This window comes from Daejeonella sp., from assembly GCF_046590655.1.
Classification (GTDB): domain Bacteria; phylum Bacteroidota; class Bacteroidia; order Sphingobacteriales; family Sphingobacteriaceae; genus Daejeonella.
In genome coordinates this window covers 1-19,953 of the sequence record NZ_JBKJUM010000024.1, presented here as the reverse complement: position 1 = coordinate 19,953, position 19,953 = coordinate 1, and the positions used below count along the sequence as shown (strand labels likewise).

The following is a 19,953-nucleotide window of genomic DNA, read 5'->3' as shown; positions in this document are numbered from 1 at the left end:
TGTAAGTTGTAAGTTATAAGTTTCTAGACGCTGTGTTAGGCGTTCAGACTTATTACTTATAACTTATAACCTATAACCTACAACTAATTTAGAACTTCCCTTGTCCGGCCGACTTCTGCTTCACTACATTGGCGCTAACCTCATTGAAATATTGTTGCGCTAAAGTTCTGTCATGTCCGTAAATATCATCACGGAAATGAACATTTCCACTTTCATCAGCCCAGGCTGTGAAATAAACGAGATACACCGGAAGAACTTTTTTAAGCTTAACATGCTTCTCCACCCCTCCCGCGATGGTGGTTTGGATCTTACTCATATTCCAACCTACTGGTCTTAAAAGATACTCTGCTAACTGCAGCGGCTTTTCTAAACGCACACAGCCATGGCTAAAATTTCGTTTTGCCTGACTAAATAGTTCATCATGCGGAGTATCATGAAGGTATATATCATTCGTATTAGGGAAAATAAATTTTACATCGCCAAGATCATTTTTAGGTCCAGGTTTTTTGCGCAGAATATATTTCCAATTATCGCGGGTAACCGACGCAAAGTCTACCTCAGACGGGCTAACCTGATTTCCCTTTGCATCAACCAGTTCCATATTTGAGCGTTCCAGATACCCAGGATCAGCTGATATTTTAGGTCCCAGCTCGTCTTTTACAATACTAGCTGGTACGTTCCAATAGGGCGCCAAAACTACATTTTCCATTTTATCGCTAAATATTGGAGTACTATTCATTGTTTTTCCAACAATTACGTTCATGCCAAGACGCTCTTTTCCTTTTTCATATACACGCAGGCGGTATTCCGGAATGTTCACGATCAGGTAATCTTCTTCGAAACTTTTAGGTATCCATCTCCATCTTTCCATGTTTAAAATGATCTGCTTAATTCGTTGATCTACGGAAACATTAAGGAGTTTCACCGTTTCGGATCCAAGTGTACCATCAGGTTTTAGACCTTGCGCTGATTGAAACGATTTAAGAGCAGTAACAGCTTCAGCATTGAATATAGAATCTGTCGAAGTAAGGCCGAGGCGCTTTTTCAAAGAAGAAGCAACCGGAGCACTTTGACCTTCTTTCAATTTAGAACTGGCACTTACCTTAGGCCAGCCACCGGACGCTTGAATCTTACGATATGCTGCAAGAGCGGATTTTAACCTTGCGTAATCAGGATGAAGGGGACTAAAACTTGCATATGAATATTTACTTTCCCTCTCATTCAAAACGGTCATCAGAGCCTTATGAAGTTTGATTTTATTGCGTTTTACGTCCCATTCTATTTCTTCATTTTCCCGCGGAATAACTACACCCCGGTAATAATCGGATGCCCAAACCAAGTACGTAGATGTAAGTGCAACATCTATCTCTTTCTGAATTTCGGTAAACTTGGCAGAATCCCGCTTCGAAGCCTCAAGGTTAGCAAACATAGTAGTGAAATCCTTAAACTGGTACTTTTTCGGATCAAGTCCTTCTTCGCCAGCTTTGCTAATCATGGTCAGCATTTCCTGCGCCTGTGGAACGATCTCGTTATTCTTAAACCAACCGAGCCTAAACTCGCGTTCGCGGTAAAATTTCTTTGCCCAGTCAGTATGTTCCTTTAACATCGGATCGTTATTCATATAGCCGATGTAATAGGTACTATCCAGAATAGGCTGCGGTTTGCTGGCTACTTGTCGCTCTTGTGTGGCTTTACCGCCACATGCAGATGATAAAGCTATAGTGCAGATACCTGCAAGAACAAACAGATATTTTTTTACAGACTTAGCAACTGTCTTAAAATGGAGATATGAATTTCCACGGTGTATTGTTTTATACATAATTCGTTCAAATTTTGGTGTGGTGTGAAGGTTTATAGGGTTCATATTCAGTGATATAAATGGAATGATAACTTAGGTTTTAGTTCCGTATTCGTTTATGCAACAAATGTGCCGAAGCTTAAGTTAGGAATTTCAGTGCTTTATGCTATCAAATCCCATTTTGTGCCAACTTGACATTCTTAATCCTTTGGAACATCCTTTGTTACACCGTGTAGAGCTAAAACACAATCATCAAACAGATAAATATGCAAGAAAAAGGAACCATTTCGATCCACACGGAAAACATCTTTCCGATCATTAAGAAGTTTTTATACTCTGATAACGAGATCTTCCTGAGAGAGCTGGTAGCAAATGCAGTGGATGCTACACAAAAAATTAAACGCCTCTCATCGCTGGGAGAATACAAAGGAGACTTGGGAGATCTTCAGGTGTCTGTTTCATTCGATGCGAAGAAAAAGACAATTACTGTTTCCGACAATGGTTTGGGTATGACTGGCGAAGAAATAAAAAAATACATTAATCAGATCGCGTTTTCGGGGGCTACGGAGTTCGTAGAAAAGTTCAAGGACGCTAAAGATGCAAATGAAATAATTGGAAAGTTCGGGCTCGGGTTTTACTCCGCTTTTATGGTGGCCGACCAGGTGGAGATCCAGTCCCTGTCGTACCAGAATGATTCTGAACCCGCACGCTGGATCTGCGATGGCAGTACTGAGTTTGAAATCAGCGAAGGTAGCCGCACACAGCGGGGAACAGATATCATTCTACACATAAATAAAGAATCAAAAGAGTTTCTTGATAAGGGTAAGCTACAGGGGATTTTAGACAAGTACTGTAAATTCCTGCCGATCCCGGTGCAATTTGGAAGTAAATCTACTTCTGAGCCAGATGGAGAGGATGTTGATGGAAAACCAAAATATAAATCGGTTGACGTCCCAAATATCATCAATAACACTTCACCGATCTGGACGAAATCCCCAGCGGAGCTTAAAGACGAGGATTATCTGGCATTTTACCAGGAGCTCTACCCCTTTTCAGATGAGCCGTTATTCTGGATTCACCTGAATGTAGATTATCCATTTAACCTTACTGGCGTTTTATACTTCCCCAAGGTTAAAAATGATTTCGAAATGCAGCGCAACAAGATCAAATTGTTCTCACGCCAGGTGTTCATTACCGATGAGGTCAAAGATGTTGTACCAGAGTTCTTAATGCTGCTGCATGGTGTAATTGATTCACCGGATATCCCTTTGAATGTTTCCCGCAGTTTTCTTCAGGCAGATAGTTCTGTAAAGAAAATCAATACCTATATAACAAAAAAAGTTGCTGACAAACTTGCTTCATTGTTTAAGTCTGATCGAAAAGCTTACGAAGAAAAGTGGGGCGATATTGGCCTGTTCGTAAAATACGGAATGATAAGCGAAGAAAAATTCTACGAAAAGGGAAAAGACTTCGTGATATTGGGAAATACAAATAAGGAGTTTTCCACCATTGAGGAATACAAGGAGAAAGTAAAAGATAAGCAAACTGATAAAGATGGCAACCTCGTATTGATCTATGCAACAGATGCGTCGAAGCAGGATACATTCATCCAATCGGCGAATAAAAAGGGTTATGATGTACTGCTGATGGATTCACCCATCGACACGCATTTCATCAGCCAAATGGAGCAGAAACTAGAAAAAACTTCACTGAAACGTGTGGATGCTGCATCAGCCGATAAAATTATATCGAAAGATGATAATATCCTTGCGGTCCTGAATGATGAGGAAAAAGAGAAAGTGAAAGCTATTTTCGAGAAGGCTGTAATTAAACCAAATATGAAAGTTGAAGTTGATAGTTTAGATCCTGATGAACTTCCGGTCATCGTAACTATGGATGAATTCATGCGAAGAATGAAAGATATGTCGGCAATGGGTGGCATGAATTTCTACGGAAATTTACCGGACAGTTACAATGTGACCATTAACGGAAACCATAAGCTTGTGGGTAAAATTCTACAAACTACTGATGAAACAGAGCAGATCCAGTTAGCGAAACAGGCTTTTGATCTCGCTCTATTGTCACAAGGCATGCTGACCGGTGCTGAGCTGACAGAATTTGTAAACCGGAGTGTAAGCTTGATTTAACTAACAGGGTAAATAGAACGATTAGATCATTGCTTGTCAGAGTATGGGCCTATCTTGGCGTACATGAGGTCGTTTCATCGAGCCCCCTGCCCTTTGACCATATTGATTAATTAAGAATAGAGTTTAATTGATACAAACCCGTTTCACTTTGGTGAGGCGGGTTTTATTATTTAACCGGGCGGGCTTGTGGTCTGTGCTATGATAACCATTCGTCATTTAATTATCACTTCTTCTCAATCTCTTGCTCTTCAAACACGAGATGATTAATTTCCACAACCTTAACCTTAATCTTATCTCTTGTTATGAAAATTTTCAAAACGGTACTTTACGTCCTTTTTGCACTGATGTTCATTAATGCAGGACTCAACAAGTTCTTGAATTACATGCCGATGCCGGAGCTCACTCCGGAGCAGATTAAATTTTTTACCGCATTTACGTCGATCACCTGGCTGATGCCGCTGGTTGCAGCTGTTGAAATAATCGGCGGGCTATTGTTTTTGATTCCCAGAACACGCGCTTTGGGAGCCATTGTTATACTTCCGGTAATGGTGGGGGTAATTATACATCATGCAATTATCGACCAGAGCGGGATCATTATCGCACTGGTACTGATGGCAATAAATATCCTGGCAATCATGGATTATCGGAGCAAATATGAACCAATGATCAGGGACTAAGCACTTCTGCGCATTTATCCGGTCCACAGGGTCCTGAAATAAACTAATTTGGTATACGGCTATTTCTGGTCGCGTAAAGGCGGGCGGTGCTCCAATATCTGCCAGCATACGGCCCTGCCTGGTAATCCACGGTTGAATGGCATTACCAGGCTCTCAGCCGGAAGTTTCAAACTCAATGGGCACATCATACCATAAGTTTCTGGATTTTCTCTTTATACACCATGGTGATCGTCCAGCCATAGCACATGGTGTCTCCCCTTCCGTAGTCATAAACTCGATTTTTTTAGATCTAGCTGATCAGTTCATTTTTCTTGCCAAAAGGTCCGGCAGACCCACCAAGCCTCAGACCTCAAATTTCACTTTTCAGACCTGCTGCAATATTCCTACATTCGTAGTATGAACCCCATCATTTCCCTTTTTTACTCCTACCACACTTTCATCAGCAGGAATTTTACAAATCGCTTTTTTAAACATAGTGATTTGCAGGATCTCCTGGAAACGCTTAAAACGAACAGCTTATTCGAAATAAGGGAGGTTGGAAAATCTTTCGAAGGCCGTTCTCTCAACCTTGTGAAGTGCGGAAGTGGTTCAATAAAAGTGTTTTTATGGAGCCAGATGCATGGCAATGAGGCAACGGCAACCATGGCCTTGATGGACCTTTTTAATTTCCTTGGGGATGAATCTCAGCAAGATTTAAACAATGTTATACTCAAGAATTGCACCTTGTACATTTTACCTATGGTTAACCCGGATGGTGCTGAGGTTTTCGAGCGCAGGAATGCTCAGGAAATAGATATAAATCGAGATTTTCATGGTCAAGCATCGCCGGAAGGAAGGATGCTACGTGAACTAAGGGATGAAATACAGCCGCATTTTGGCTTTAATTTACACGACCAGACTACTATGTGGTCGGCTGGCAATCTAGGAACCCCGGCGACTATTTCGCTTCTCGCCCCGGCTTACGACGATGCCCTAAGTATAAACAGCGTCAGACTAAAAGCCATGCAGGCTATTGCTGAAATGGATGATACTCTGCAGAAAGTTATTCCTGGACATGTGGGTCGTTTTGATGAAGAATATGAGATGCGGGCATTTGGCGATAATTTTCAGGCTGCTGGCACCAGTACTATCTTAATTGAAGCCGGGGGCTATCCCGATGACCCGGAGAAACAGCATATCAGGAAGCTGGTATTCCTTTCAATCGTCCAGGGTCTTCTCTCCATCGGCGGAGAAAGTTTCCTTAATAAGACTTCGGAGGATTACTTCGCTATTCCTGAAAATAAACTACACCATTTTCAGATTTTGCTACGGAACTGTAGAGTGAAAACTGAATCAGGAAAACTGAACCAGGACGCCTCAAACGGTTTAGAGTATTCTGTAGACATTGGCTTAATAGTAAAGGAAATTATCTCAGAGGATTTGCGGACAGTGAGTTGTTCCTATCTCATAGGAGATATTGGCGATTTATCGAATAGATTCGGCTATAAGGATATCAATTGTGAGTCTTTTATATTGATACAAACAAATAAAATGAAATTTGAGGAACCAGCGGATTTAATACTAGTGGACGGATTGGAAGTTTTGTTGGCGATTGAGAATGGGGTGCTAACAAACCATTCGATTTAGTTTTAAGTGGTAGGTTATAAGTGATAGTTGTAAGTTATAAGTCTCACGTGTTAACGGATAAAAGAGCGCAGGAAAATTAGTAGTTAAAACAGGGTCCCGACCATACCATGGGTTTTTACACCTTTAACGTCCAAATAAAAAAAAGCATAACTTAGTCCGCACGCTTACAACTTACAACTCCCTATGGCTTTAAATTACGTCTGGATCGGATTCTTTGTCATCGCATTTGTCGTTGCTTTAGTAAAGCTGATTTTTCTCGGCGACACTGCGATTTTCATGAACGTGGTAAATGGAATGTTCGATAGTGCAAAAACAGGTGCAGAAATTTCCATTGGCTTGATAGGGATCATGACTTTCTGGTTAGGTATCATGAAAATTGGAGAACGGGCCGGGATGATCTCCCTCTTTGCAAAAGGATTGAGTCCCTTCTTCAGCCGCCTTTTCCCTGATGTTCCAAAAAATCATCCGGCAAACGGTTCCATTATCATGAACTTTTCTGCAAACGCATTAGGACTTGATAATGCTGCAACACCGGTTGGCTTAAAAGCGATGAAAGAGTTGCAGGAACTGAATCCCGTTAAGGATACTGCGAGTAATGCAATGATTATGTTTCTGGTGCTTAACACGGCAGGAATTACTCTTATCCCCACTTCGGTTATAGCCTTAAGAATGGCGAACGGCGCAGCCAACCCTGCTGATATTTTTATTCCGTGTCTGATTGGCACGTTCATTTCATTTCTAGCCGGTATGATCGCAGTGGCTATATATCAGAAAATAAATCTCCTGCAATTACCAATACTGGCATTTTTTGCCTTTTTCATTACCCTAATGCTTGGCTTATATTTCTGGCTTGGATCGCTTCCACCCGACCAGATACAGGTATATGCGGGTCTACTGGGTGGAATCATCATCTTTTCAGTAATTACACTCTTTATAGTTCACGGCGCATTTCAAAAAATTAACGTTTACGAAGCTTTTATTGATGGTGCTAAGGAAGGTTTCAGCACTTCTATAATGATTATTCCTTTTCTGATTGCTATACTGGTTGCCATTAGCGCTTTTCGTACTACAGGCTGTATGGATTATGTAGTCAATGCTATCGGTTCTTTGGTAGCTCTTTTCGGCGCAGATACAAACTTCGTTCCCGCTCTGCCTGTTGGATTAATGAAAACTCTCAGTGGCGGTGGTGCACGGGGGCTAATGGTAGACGTAATGAAAACCTATGGAGCTGACTCCTTCCAGGGCAGGCTTGCTTGTATTATCCAGGGCTCTACCGAGACAACCTTTTATATACTTGCGGTATATTTTGGATCCGTTGGAATCAAAAAACCAAGGTATGCATTGGTTTGCGGGCTTATAGCCGACTTTGTCGGAGTTATTGCGGCGATTTTGTTGGCGTATATGTTTTTCGGCTCAACGATTTAGGGGTTTGACGTTTTATGGGATACGTGGTAATCCTCCTGATAGTTCCATGTTAGAATTCTACTTATTCGTTGTGCGTATACGCCGAGCACGTATAACCTAAAACGTATTACTCCTTAAGTTTCCCGAAATATTATGAACTTTTTCTTTCTTTATATGCTTTAAACAACTTTTTTTTTAAAAGATAATATTTTCTTAATTATACTTGAAACAAGCCCCGCATACCTTCGTTATTATCACACCAAAACTAAACACGATGGAAATCCACGCTGAAACAATGAACCGCTTCTGCAACCAGTACCGGATCTTGAACCATTATATTGAAGACCTTCCTGCACAGGCAATCCACACGCGATTTATGCCCGATAAATGGTCTATTCATGAGACAATAGCATATTTGTGCCGTTACCAATATATTTTTATGGAAAGGCTTAAAACGATTAGTACTGAAATAAATCCTTTTTTTCTTGTCTATGATGCTGATAACGATCCTGAGTATCAGTTTACGGCTGCCCGCACAACGGGTGCCCTGCTGCACGAAATTTATCGCGTGCGAGATGAGATGAAATTAATGCTTAAAAACCTGGTTCCTGCGGAATTTTCCAGGATTGGCACCCATGCAGTGCTTGGCCGGATGAATCTCTGCCAGTGGCTTGAATTCTTTTTGCTTCACGAATCTCATCAGTTTTATAAGATATTTAAACTTGCTGGTAATTTTTGGAGTAACAGCAGGATTCATCATGGTAATGTGATCAGCATGCCTATGGCAGGTACGCAAGTCGATGAAATGGCCGGATAAGGAAGTAGCAGGTATCAAGTATAAAGATTTGGGGAATATTACCCAGATAATTTGTCTGGAATTGAGGTTTGTAGTAGAGTCCTCCCCTTTCCTGTGAAAAATAAAAAGATCTTGATATCTGCTACTTGATACTTTCTACTTGATACTTGATACTTGATACTTGATACTCAATACTTAATATGGACCAGGAACATTGCATAGGTACGTCATGTACATCCGTTGAAATAGGTACGGATAAATATAGATCAGAAATTAGAGCCAGCGGGCATAGTATTATTGCAGATGAGCCTACGTCCAGTGGCGGTGAAGATCTGGGTATAAATCCGAATGAACTCTTGCTCGCAAGCTTGGGTACTTGTACCGCTATGACTTTAAAAATGTACGCAGATCATAAAGAATGGCCCGTCGACCGGATATTTGTGGACCTGACAATGGATATCGTCAAAGGGAATCAGCAGCAAACTACGTACATAAAAAGGCATATTAGGATTGAGGGAAGTATTGACGAGGAGCAAAGACAACGTATATTGCAAATAGCCGATAGTTGTCCACTACACAGAATCATAACCAACCCAATCGTGATAACAAGTAATTTAATGCCGGGAAAAGAGGAGTAGGATTTCGTCTGATCTTGAGCACTGGCCATTTCTAAGGTTTGCCCGTTTCCTGTTAGCAGGCCAGGCGTTTAAACGAACCAACCTGGCAACGGATAAGAGATCACTAATGCCACAACGGCACGCTTCTTGCAATCGTACAATATTGACCCTACTCACCTATCTATGAAAGGCCTTTTGAAATCAAAAGGCCTTTATAGTTTAATCCAAATTCAAGATAATCTTAATTTCTAATCAAATAATATTAATGCAACGGCGAGTGTTATCAATACGTTAAACGTCTGAGCAACTAAAAAAGCATAGAAGGGCTTCTTACTTTGCTTCCCGAACAAATCTGCGAAGTTAGTTTCAAGTCCAATACTTGTAAACGCGAGTGCGAACCACAATCCCTGCAAATTCTTTAGACTTCCTTTCACCGAACTAACTGTCTCTGAATCAAGTAAAAAAGAGAATAAAATTGAGGCACCGATAAATCCAAGCACAAACTTTGGAAAACGTTCCCATATGACCCCAATAGTAGGTTTCGAGTCAGGATCTTCTGAATTCGGATGTTTGGTATAAGTCCAAAATACAGAAATCCCAAAAGCAGCTAATCCCAAAAGCACATTTTGTGAAAACTTTACTATCGTACTGATCTTCAGCGCTTCTTCACCGACCAATGATCCTGAGGCGACCACTGCACCCGTTGTATCAATACTCCCGCCGAGCCATGCACCCGTTACCTCCTGCGAAAGGCCAATATAATTCGCTATCAAGGGCATAAAAATCATCATCGGGATCGCTGTGATCAGGACCATGGAAATCACATATGAAAGTTTTTTCGAATCCCCCTTTATCGCTCCTGATGTTGCAATAGCAGCAGAAACACCGCAAATCGATACTGCACTTGAAATCATCATGGTTAATTCATCATCAACCTTTAGTTTTTTACATAACCAGTAGGCGAAATACCAGACGGTTACCACCACGATTATGGCTTGGATCAGGCCTAAAGAACCTGCCTTCAAAATATCGGAAAATATTACACCGGTACCCAGTAGAACTAGACCAATTTTTACAAATAACTCAGTTGATAAAGCAGATTTCAGCCATTCAGGAAGTCTGAAGAAATTACTGATTACCAGGCCAAGGGCAAGGCTAAAGATAACAGCCTCCAGATTAATTGCCTTAACACGACTGTTTCCAGCCAAAATTAGTGCAAGGATTGTAATTAAATATACAATAGGAAAACCTATCAGATAATCCTTCAGTGATCGCCCATTTAGCAGTGCCCCAATTATTGCAATAATAAGGACTAACGCGAATTGAAGAGCTATTATACCCAAATTTGTGGGATGTAAAACCGATTCGAAAAGCTCAGTAGCATTATTCCAGCTGAATTCGGGTACTGGTAGCATTAGTCCTCCTATTGAAATTGCAATGATTAGAGCTCCGAGAATAACGACTACCCAGTCCTCATGGAGAACAGATTTCTTTGTTTCTGGCATAATTATAGTAAAGTTTTGGTGTGAAATATATCCTTAAGCGTTTGTTTAGCAGCATAGTAACCGCACATTCCATGCACACCCCCTCCAGGCGGCGTGGAAGAAGAACATATGTAAATCCCTTTAGCTGAAGTACGGTAAGGCGAGGATCTTAGAACCGGCCGGCTAAATAACTGACCAAGATCAATCACACCGCCATTAATATCTCCACCAATGTAGTTGGGATTATACGCTTCAATTTCTAAAGTATTCATGGTATGCTTAGCCAGAATTTGGTCCTTGAATCCGGGTGCGAAACGTTCAACCTGGTTTTCAATTGCTGCCGTCATGTCAACACATGATCCATTTGGAACATGGCAGTAAGCCCAGGCAGTATGATTGCCTTCAGGAGCACGGCTTTTATCAAACAGGCTTTGCTGGGCAAGCAGCACAAAAGGCTTGTCTACTATTTGGCCCCTTGAAGTAATCAGTTCGCTGTTGGCAATTTCTTCAAATGTGTTTCCTAAATGAATGGTTCCAGCCAATCGAGCTTCAGGTGCTGAGAAAGGAATAGGTCCGTTTAAAGCCCAGTCGATCTTAAAAACACCCATTCCATATCGGTATCGTTTGAGCTGCCATTTATAGAGGGGCGATAATATTTCGCCCGCAATATCGAGTATTTGTTTTGGGGTAAGATCGAATAAAATCGCTTTCGCGGACGGGATGTCATTCATCGAACGAACGGGAATTCCTGTTTGAATCTTACCACCTAAGGATTTAAAGTGAGATGCAAGGGCATTTGCGATCTTAAACGAGCCGCCTACTGAGGCTGGCCATCCCTGAAGATGTCCAGTGGCTAAAAGAACCAGGCCAATTGCCGATGTAGCCAGATTGGTTAAAGGTTGTATCGAATGTGCTGCCATTCCGGCCCAAAACCCTTTCGCTTCTTTCGTTTTAAAGCGACCGGAAAGTGAGCTTGCAGATCTTAGGGCATTTAAGCCAAATGCAGCCATATTGAGCGGGTGTTTTGGAAAATGCAAGGGTCCAAGAACATCAGGAGCCATGCCTGGCCAGCTCCTGACAAGGGGAGCTAAGAGGGTTGAATAAGCGCTGTTATCTTTACCTAATCTGGAAGCAGTCTCTTCAACCGAGCCCTTGAGTATAGCTGCTGTACCGTCATCAAAAGGATGGGCGGCGGAAATGGCCGGGTAAACATATTCAAGGCCATGCTTATCTAAAGGAAGCTTATTGAAAAATGGTGAGCCCACTGCTAAAGGATGAATAGCTGAACATATATCGTGGATGAATCCGGGAAGGGTAAGCTCCGCAGAACGCAACCCTCCGCCAATGGTTTCCTTCCCTTCGAGTAGCAGCACCGAAAGTCCTGCCTCCTGCAATACTATCGCAGCCGATAAACCATTGGGTCCCGCGCCGACAACCACCGCATCATACTCTGTATTCACTTAGCTTCTTTCAAAGCCTGAATATCATTAAATCTATTTAATTACCAGCAAAACATGGTGAATAATCTATGCAAAAACTCCTGCCCGCATCACTGTGCTTCTTTGTGCTTTAGGCTTGTATGCTTAGAGTCCTCTTAAATAAGTGTATAGAGGAGTCGACATTGGTACTCATCACCCAACATGCTTGTCCATAACTTTATCTGGCAATTCAACTACCCGTCGAGTTAAACATGCTAATTAATTCCTGAAATGCTAATTTCGACGGCGTATACAATGTACTCTTGCCCTCACCTATTTTATATTCAACCTTTCGGGCAAAGAATCCAGGGGGTAATACTTATGCTTTACGGAAGTTCCATCAACATTCACAATCCTAAAACCTGAACTATCAGAACCGAGCGGCCGTCCGACTGGGCCGGTTGTAATCATTTCAATGTTGCCTGCTCGGCCTCCGGCATTTCGGTGGTAGTGGCCTGCAAAAATCTGTCTGACCTTATATCTTTCAAACAGCTCGAGATATATTTTTCTTTTGTCTAAATCGATATTAAAGTACTGATTTGGCTCATCCGCGGAGTTGAGGAAAAAAGGATGATGCATGAAAATCATGATATTCCTGCTTCCAGAATTCTTTCCATCTTCCAGCGCGGTTCTAACCCAAGCATCCTGGGCAGCGGCCTCGTCAGGAGCCTTTGCAGGATCCTTGATAAGCGAAGAATTTAGCACAATGCCGAATATATTACCTGATCGAAATGTATAACGGTCGGGGCCGAAATGCTGCTGGTAATATTGTAAAGCGGCGGGAGTTGGTATATTTTCCACATCGTGATTGCCGGAAACATTGTAAATCTTAATAGCAGGATCCAGCATAGCCGCAATACGCTTGTACTCATTTATTTGCGCCATGTCGCCTGGCTTATTAACAAGGTCGCCGCATATTACGATGAATGCTGGCTTAAGACGGTTTGTCTCCGAAATAGCCTTTTCAAAATTTCTGGTTTCCCGGCTGAACTCTTTATTTTCATTAAAAAATCCGAACTGTGTATCAGCCATTTGAAAGAAAGAAAACCTGTCGGTATATCTTATGGATGCACAGCCGGAAATGATAACTAGTAACGTTAAAATTAACGCTATTTTGTATATGTATTTAAGCATTTTTTCGTCTTTTACTTTGTGAAATTAAGAGTTAAATAAAGTAGAGCATGAATGTCGTCAAACATATTTAATTAATTTTGAATAAAATATTAGCATGAAGTTAAGGTTCATTTATATACTCGTCATACTCTTTGTTGCTGGAATTTTCACAGCTTTTAAACCATGGCCCTTCCCTACCCAAAGTAGTGTAAGTTCGGGGATTAGAAAAGAACAGAAAAACAAAAGCTTAAAAATTTGTGTGATAAGCGACCTGAATGCAAGTTATGGATCGACTGCTTATCCCGAGGAAGTTGGGCAGGTAATTAGACAGCTGCCGGCTATCGACCCAGACATTATATTATGTTCAGGGGATATGGTAGCTGGCCAAAAAGCATCTTTAACCGATCAAAACATACTGGAAATGTGGGCGGGCTTTAAGTCAGTAGTATTGAATCCAATTAACAAGCTGCAGATCCCGTTCGGATTCACGGTTGGCAACCACGACGCCTCTCCCTCATTTTCAAGAGATCGAAAGTTTTCTAAAGACTTCTGGGAAGAGAATGTAAATTCAACTAACCTCACTTTTGTCGATTCAGCGAATTACCCTTTCTATTACAGCTATATAAAAAATAATGTATTCATAATAAGCTGGGATGCGGCCGGTGCTGAAATTAAACCAGAGATTTACCATTGGATGAAAGCTCAGCTCAAGGGAAGGATAGCCAGAAAGGCACGGCTACGGATTCTCATCGGTCATTTACCACTTTATGCGATAGTTGATAGCAAGAATAAACCGGGCGAGGTAAATTCAGATCCTGAAGCAGCATTAAAATTCTTCAAAACGTACGGGCTTGACCTCTATATAAGCGGCCACCAGCATGCCTACTATCCGGCAGAAAAAGACGGTGTACGATTTCTTAATATGGGAGCAATTGGGGATGCACCGAGGACACTTATTGGGTATAATGCAGAGGCACAAAAATCTTACACGATTATTGAAATACCGGTTAAGAACCCCACAGATTTCAATTATAAAACCTACACTCCCGGCATTCAGCTTATAAACGCATCAAGTCTGCCAGATTCTGTGATTGGCTTTAACGGAATCTCAAGGAAAGAAATCAGGTAAATTAAATTAAAATCGCACTATACAACATAACAGCGTCATAGGGAGATCACACATGGATCACACTTAGATCACTCACAGATAAAAATACGTTTAAGGTTAAGATATTGAAAAGGAAATGCAGCAATTTGCTGATATTACAGATTTCACAGCTATCACACTGCTTTTTGCAGAATAATTTTGACCCAATAAATCAGCAGGAGTTGAAAACGATTGTGCGTAACAAAAGAACTTCCATAACGTTATTATCCAAGAGCAGATTGCTAAATTTGCAGCTCCTATAAATCAATTAATGAACGAAGTTTATATTATATCAGCAGTACGCACCCCCATCGGAAGTTTTGGTGGTAGCTTATCTAGCCTTTCTGCAAGTCAATTAGGAGCAATTGCCATTAAAGCCGCCGTAGAGCGTGCGGGAATTGACCCGGGACAGGTTCAGGAAGTAATTATGGGTAATGTGCTGTCTGCAAATGTGGGACAAGCACCTGCAACACAGGCTGCCAAGTTCGCCGGCCTGCCTGATATCCCGGCAACGGCTGTTAATAAAGTATGTGCATCAGGAACTAAAGCGCTGATGTTTGCTGCTCAAAGTATTGCCCTAGGCGAAAAAGATATCATAGTTGCGGGTGGTATGGAAAGTATGAGTAATGTTCCCTACTACCTCGACAAGGCAAGAAATGGTTATCGTCTCGGCGATGGAAAGATAATTGATGGACTTGTAAAAGATGGTCTGTGGGATGTGTATAATGATTATCATATGGGTTCGGCTGCAGAGCTTTGCGCGGCAGATTGCAAAATTAGCCGTGAAGACCAGGACGCTTATGCTATAGAATCCTATAAAAGATCTCAAAAAGCACAGGCTGATGGAAGATTCAGTAAGGAGATCGTGCCGGTTGAAATAAAAGACCGAAAAGGTGATATTACCTCAATTGACACAGACGAGGAAGTTACAGCTGTGAAATTCGACAAAATCCCTTCATTAAAGCCCGTATTTCAGAAAGACGGTACTGTTACTGCTGCTAATGCGTCAACATTGAATGACGGCGCAGCAGCCCTGGTATTAATGAGCAAAAGAAAGGCTGACGAACTTGGAATTAAACCTCTCGCAAGAATAGTTTCATATGCAGATGCACAACAAGCACCCGAATGGTTTACTACATCGCCATCAAAAGCAATTCCTGCTGCGCTTGAAAGAGCTGGCTTAAAGGCGAATGAGGTAGATTACTATGAAATCAACGAGGCATTTTCCGTAGTTTCTCTTGCAAATAACCGCATATTAGAGCTTGACCCTTCAAAAGTAAATGTAAATGGCGGAGCTGTTTCTATGGGGCATCCGCTGGGAGCCTCAGGAGCCAGAATAATAGTTACCCTTGTAAATGTTCTTCAGCAAAACGGCGGAAAGATCGGTGTAGCTGGTATCTGTAATGGCGGCGGCGGAGCAAGTGCAATGGTAATAGAGAACTTATCATAGAATGATACGGGCAGCACACATACTGGCCATCATAATATTTCTGGGCATTAGCTCTCAGGCACAGCATTCAGCTAGTGCAGGTAATCAGCGTTTAAAAGCATACCAGGATACCCTCCAAAATCTTAGCTTCAAAATGATTAACGACAGCCTTGAACCTCAGCGTTACAATGCAAGCTATAAATTCATTAAAACTCTTGTCGGGGCTTTGAAAACGCCCTATTCTTTCAATTTTCCATTCGATTCATTGAAATCAATTTCAATTCAATCATCTTCAGATAAGCGTTTCAGAATTTTTAGCTGGCATATCATGAATGCCGATGGAAGCTACCGGTACTACGGATCTGTTCAGATGAATAATCCGGATGGAAAACTTCAAATGTTTCCGTTAGTAGATTATACCTCTGAGTTTAAAAAACCTGCCGATAGCATAACCACGAATGACAAATGGTATGGTGCGCAGTATTACCGGATAATATCAGTACTAAATAATGTTAAAACGCCCTACTATATCCTTTTAGGGTGGAAAGGCAATAACGTTAAGTCAACGAAAAAAGTAATTGATGTAATTCATTTCAAAGACAATAAAGCCTACTTTGGGATGCCCGTTTTTGATGGAGACAAAGAAAATGCTACAAAAAAGCGAGTTATATTTGAATACGACCGCAAAGCCTCAATGGTATTAAACTGGGATATAAAAACAGGCACGATAATATTTGATCACCTGGCGCCTCCTGATGATAGGTTAAAAGGCAGGTTTGAACTCTATGGTCCCGACTTCTCATATGACGGGTATCATTTAGCTAACGGTCGCTGGAAGCTTGTTGAAGATCTTAAAGTATCAAATCAACCGACGGATCAGGACGAGAATTTTAATGATCCGAAAAGGTTTTGATAGAGAATTGAGAATCTCGTGCACGCAGCCATTCTCTATTCTCCAATCTTTATTATCTATTTCCAATTACGGTGCGACCGCCTGCATTAGCAATCCGCAAATATATGCTCCGTAGGTTCCTACAACATATCCGAATACAGCTAGCAAAACTCCTACAGGAGCAAGGGATGGATGAAAGGCACCCGCTACAACTGGCGCTGAAGCCGGGCCTCCGATGTTAGACATACTACTTACAGCCAGAAAGAAGAATGGAGTCTTAGTGAGTTTGGCAACAATAATCACGATTAATGCGTGGATCATCATCCAGACTATACCCACTAGGAGAATACCAGGATTTTCAAAAATGGCCATGATGTTCATCTGCATTCCGATAGTAGTTATCAGCACATATAGGAGTACACTTCCCAGTCGGGATGCTCCCGCAGCTTCGAGATTTCGCACTCTGGTAAATGATAAAAACATTCCAATGGTTGTAGCGATGATCACGATCCAGAAAAAACCGGATGTAAGGCTGAACTTGCTCAAGTACGGAGCATTAGCAGTAACCCAGGGTGCAATATTGTCTGCGCCGAGGTGCGCTATTCCTGTAACTCCAAAAGCAACACCGAGGATCATTATAATATCCGGTGTACTGGGAATGCGCATCGTCGACAATTGGTATGCTTCAATTTTTTCTTTTATTTCATTAACCGAGCTGTCATCAGCCTTCAGCCATTTGTTTATCCTTACTGTTTGGTTAGCACCATATAATAAAAGTGCCATCCAGGTATAAGAAATCACAACATCCAAAGTGACCATCGCAGAAAAAAGATTCGCACTGGGTTTAAATATCTCAAACATTGCCGCCTGGTTAGCCGCGCCGCCAATCCAGGTTCCAGCAACCGTTGCCAAACCCCGCCAGACAGCATCAGGCCCCACCCCTCCCACTATTTCCGGAGCGAAGAGAGAGATCAGAAAAACCGCAATAGGACCGCCCAGTAAAATACTGACCGTTGACGTAAGAAACATTAGTCCGGCCTTTTTACGCAATTTCCATATCTCCTTTAAGTCAAGGCTTAGTGTGAACAACACAAGACTCGCCGGCAACAAAAACCTGGATGAAATTGTATATAGAGATGAGATTTCACCTGAAATTACTCCAAAGGAGTTTAGTAAGCCGGGCAGAAAATAACAAAGCAGTATTGGAGGTATGACGTTGTAGAACTTAGTGAAGAAAGGAATCTTGCTTTCGGAGGACCAGAAAACAAGCCCCAAAATGCTCATTAATAACCCTAGTACAACGGCATCATTAGTAATTAACGGGATTTGTGCTGTCATTTATGATAATTAATATAAGCTGTACTTATATAAAACACCAATTTTAGACAAAATTTAATTATAATTGAACTTTTACTCAATTATGAGCCAGGAATTAAGAGCCAAATTAGGAGCCAGGAATCACGAACCAAGACTTCCACCGAGCGTACCAATATGGTTATTCGATCAGACCAATAATTAACCTGCCTACCGGCAGGCAGGCAACTAACCAACTAACAACTAACAACTAACCAAAAATGGAAATTCAGCAAAAACAACTCTTTGGACATCCGCGTGGATTGTATATCCTTTTCCTTACAGAAATGTGGGAACGATTCAGTTTTTACGGAATGAGGGCACTTTTAGTCCTCTTTCTTGTTTCATCTGTAAACGGAGAGAATCCGGGATATGGGTGGACAAGCAGTGAGGCGTTAAAATTATATGGCATCTACACATTCCTGGTGTACTTGTCTTCTATTCCGGGGGGTATCATTGCTGACAAATTTATCGGTCAGAAGAAAGCCGTTATTCTTGGCGGAGCACTGCTTGTGGTGGGCCACAGCATACTTGCCGTTCAGAACATTACAGCCTTCTATATTGGCTTGGGACTCATTATTGCTGGTGTAGGCTGTTTAAAACCGAATATCTCTACAATGGTTGGCGGGCTTTATCCAAAAGGTGATGACAGAAGAGACAAAGGTTTTACTATTTTTTATATAGGGATAAACGTTGGTGCTTTCCTTGCAGGTATTATCATCGGATATGTGGGCGAGACGATGGGATGGCATTATGGATTCGGACTTGCAGGTATAGGAATGGCAATAGGGCTGATAATATTTATTCTGGGGCATAAGGATTTGAAGGGAGTTGGCGAAGCGACTAAAGAACTATCAAAAGCGGATCAAGCTATTAAAAGCAAACCTCTGACGGCCATTGAAAAGGACAGGGTAAAAGTAATGTTGCTCTCTTTTCTGATGATAATCGTATTCTGGGGATCATTTGAGCAAGCCGGTGGATTAATGAACTTGTATGCATCTGAGAAAACTGATCGGGTGATTGGCTTCTTAAACTGGACAGTTCCCGCAACCTGGTTCCAGTCTGTAAATGCATTCTTTATTATCACGTTGGGAATCCCGGTTGCCGGCTTCTGGTACAACTGGAAAAAGAAGGGTAAAGAAGCATCATCGATATTTAAAATTGCAATAGGTGTTGTGATTATGGGATGGGGTTTCCTGTTTATGTCTGCTGCATCACTACAGCACGAGTCTAATGGTTCGTCAGCAATGTATTGGCTGGTGCTGGCATACCTTTTCCATACCGTCGGAGAACTATGTGCATCTCCTGTGGCGCTTTCTTTTATTACCAAGCTGGCTCCTCTAAAATATGCTTCAATAATGATGGGGGTATTTTTTGCAGCCACGGGACTCGGAAATTATGTGGCTGCCTGGGTAGGTGTCTGGTCTCAAACAGCAGGGGAACTAGAGATCTTTACTGGTATAGCTATTTTCTGTACAATAATAGGAGGATTGGTAATCGCGATCAAAAAACCACTTATACGTCTTACCCATGGTGCGGAGGATTTTTCTGAAGAAACGATGGGAAAAACAGCGACAGCGTGACATCAGACAGCCTTGTCATCATTCCTACCTACAATGAAAAAGAAAACATCGAAAACATTATTCGTAAGGTCTTTTCATTCACCGAGGTATTCCATGTGCTTGTTGTGGATGATGGATCGCCGGATGGCACTGCAGATATTGTAAACAGCCTTCAAAATGAATATGAGGGCTTGCTCCATATACTTGAACGAAAAGGAAAACTAGGCCTGGGCACTGCCTATATTGAAGGCTTCAAATGGGCTCTGGAGCGTGGATATGACTATATTTTTGAAATGGACGCCGACTTCTCACATAATCCCGCAGACCTTTCAAAACTGAAAATGGCTTGTATAAACGGTGCCGACCTGGCGATTGGTTCACGGTACATCAAAGGTGTAAATGTGGTGAACTGGCCGATGAGCCGTGTTTT

At 41.7% G+C, this 19,953-nt stretch carries 16 protein-coding genes; 11 read left to right on the top strand and 5 right to left on the bottom strand.

Annotated elements, in window-relative coordinates; genetic code table 11:
- Nucleotides 1–88 precede the first annotated feature (88 nt).
- The gene (locus tag ACLL8Z_RS02365; protein WP_411273149.1) at nt 89–1,864 is read right to left on the bottom strand and encodes a L,D-transpeptidase family protein; all 1,776 of its coding nucleotides are present in this window, start codon (nt 1,862–1,864) and stop codon (nt 89–91) included.
- 200 nt (nt 1,865–2,064) lie between these two features.
- Here ACLL8Z_RS02365 and htpG point away from each other — a divergent pair, with 200 nt between their 5' ends.
- The 6 genes from htpG to ACLL8Z_RS02335 all read left to right on the top strand — a co-directional run bounded on the left by htpG (nt 2,065) and on the right by ACLL8Z_RS02335 (nt 9,086).
- Nucleotides 2,065–3,945: a molecular chaperone HtpG gene (gene htpG, locus ACLL8Z_RS02360; RefSeq protein ID WP_411273148.1), complete on the top strand. Its 1,881-nt coding sequence runs from the start codon at nt 2,065–2,067 to the stop codon at nt 3,943–3,945.
- Between the two features lie 302 nt (nt 3,946–4,247).
- Entirely contained in the window at nt 4,248–4,622 is a 375-nt protein-coding gene (locus ACLL8Z_RS02355; protein ID WP_411273147.1) for a DoxX family protein, read from the top strand.
- Nucleotides 4,623–5,018: 396 nt separating this feature from the next.
- Nucleotides 5,019–6,248 (top strand): M14 family zinc carboxypeptidase, encoded by a 1,230-nt coding sequence (locus ACLL8Z_RS02350; protein ID WP_411273146.1) that lies wholly within the window; start codon nt 5,019–5,021, stop codon nt 6,246–6,248.
- 183 nt (nt 6,249–6,431) lie between these two features.
- Nucleotides 6,432–7,673, top strand: coding sequence for a nucleoside recognition domain-containing protein (locus tag ACLL8Z_RS02345; protein WP_411273145.1), 1,242 nt, complete (start codon nt 6,432–6,434; stop codon nt 7,671–7,673).
- A 253-nt stretch (nt 7,674–7,926) separates the two neighbouring features.
- Nucleotides 7,927–8,469, top strand: coding sequence for a DinB family protein (locus ACLL8Z_RS02340; RefSeq protein WP_411273144.1), 543 nt, complete (start codon nt 7,927–7,929; stop codon nt 8,467–8,469).
- Between the two features lie 179 nt (nt 8,470–8,648).
- Nucleotides 8,649–9,086: an OsmC family protein gene (locus ACLL8Z_RS02335; RefSeq protein WP_411273143.1), complete on the top strand. Its 438-nt coding sequence runs from the start codon at nt 8,649–8,651 to the stop codon at nt 9,084–9,086.
- A 227-nt stretch (nt 9,087–9,313) separates the two neighbouring features.
- Here the strand turns inward: ACLL8Z_RS02335 and ACLL8Z_RS02330 are convergent, their stop codons facing one another.
- The 3 genes from ACLL8Z_RS02330 to ACLL8Z_RS02320 form a co-directional block, all read right to left on the bottom strand.
- The gene (locus tag ACLL8Z_RS02330) at nt 9,314–10,570 is read right to left on the bottom strand and encodes a YeiH family protein (RefSeq protein WP_411273142.1); all 1,257 of its coding nucleotides are present in this window, start codon (nt 10,568–10,570) and stop codon (nt 9,314–9,316) included.
- Nucleotides 10,571–10,572: 2 nt separating this feature from the next.
- Nucleotides 10,573–12,009 (bottom strand): phytoene desaturase family protein, encoded by a 1,437-nt coding sequence (locus tag ACLL8Z_RS02325; protein ID WP_411273141.1) that lies wholly within the window; start codon nt 12,007–12,009, stop codon nt 10,573–10,575.
- Nucleotides 12,010–12,300: 291 nt separating this feature from the next.
- Nucleotides 12,301–13,161: a metallophosphoesterase gene (locus tag ACLL8Z_RS02320; protein ID WP_411273140.1), complete on the bottom strand. Its 861-nt coding sequence runs from the start codon at nt 13,159–13,161 to the stop codon at nt 12,301–12,303.
- Nucleotides 13,162–13,255: 94 nt separating this feature from the next.
- Between ACLL8Z_RS02320 and ACLL8Z_RS02315 the strand changes: the two genes are divergently transcribed.
- The 3 genes from ACLL8Z_RS02315 (at nt 13,256) to ACLL8Z_RS02305 (ending at nt 16,629) form a co-directional block, all read left to right on the top strand.
- A complete protein-coding gene (locus tag ACLL8Z_RS02315) occupies nt 13,256–14,269 on the top strand; it encodes a metallophosphoesterase family protein (protein ID WP_411273139.1) in 1,014 nt (337 codons plus the stop codon).
- A 289-nt stretch (nt 14,270–14,558) separates the two neighbouring features.
- Nucleotides 14,559–15,737 (top strand): acetyl-CoA C-acyltransferase, encoded by a 1,179-nt coding sequence (locus ACLL8Z_RS02310; RefSeq protein WP_411273138.1) that lies wholly within the window; start codon nt 14,559–14,561, stop codon nt 15,735–15,737.
- Between the two features lies 1 nt (nt 15,738).
- Nucleotides 15,739–16,629, top strand: coding sequence for a hypothetical protein (locus tag ACLL8Z_RS02305; RefSeq protein ID WP_411273137.1), 891 nt, complete (start codon nt 15,739–15,741; stop codon nt 16,627–16,629).
- A gap of 66 nt (nt 16,630–16,695) precedes the next feature.
- Here the strand turns inward: ACLL8Z_RS02305 and ACLL8Z_RS02300 are convergent, their stop codons facing one another.
- Nucleotides 16,696–17,946, bottom strand: coding sequence for a DUF819 domain-containing protein (locus tag ACLL8Z_RS02300; RefSeq protein WP_411273136.1), 1,251 nt, complete (start codon nt 17,944–17,946; stop codon nt 16,696–16,698).
- A gap of 236 nt (nt 17,947–18,182) precedes the next feature.
- On the opposite strand from ACLL8Z_RS02300, the gene ACLL8Z_RS02295 reads away from it, so the two are divergent.
- Together ACLL8Z_RS02295 and ACLL8Z_RS02290 are read left to right on the top strand one after the other, a co-directional pair.
- The gene (locus ACLL8Z_RS02295) at nt 18,183–19,544 is read left to right on the top strand and encodes a peptide MFS transporter (RefSeq protein WP_411273135.1); all 1,362 of its coding nucleotides are present in this window, start codon (nt 18,183–18,185) and stop codon (nt 19,542–19,544) included.
- Nucleotides 19,541–19,953, top strand: a 413-nt coding sequence (locus tag ACLL8Z_RS02290; RefSeq protein ID WP_411273134.1) for a glycosyltransferase, incomplete at its 3' end; no start/stop codon positions are given. The genes ACLL8Z_RS02295 and ACLL8Z_RS02290, both read left to right, overlap by 4 nt.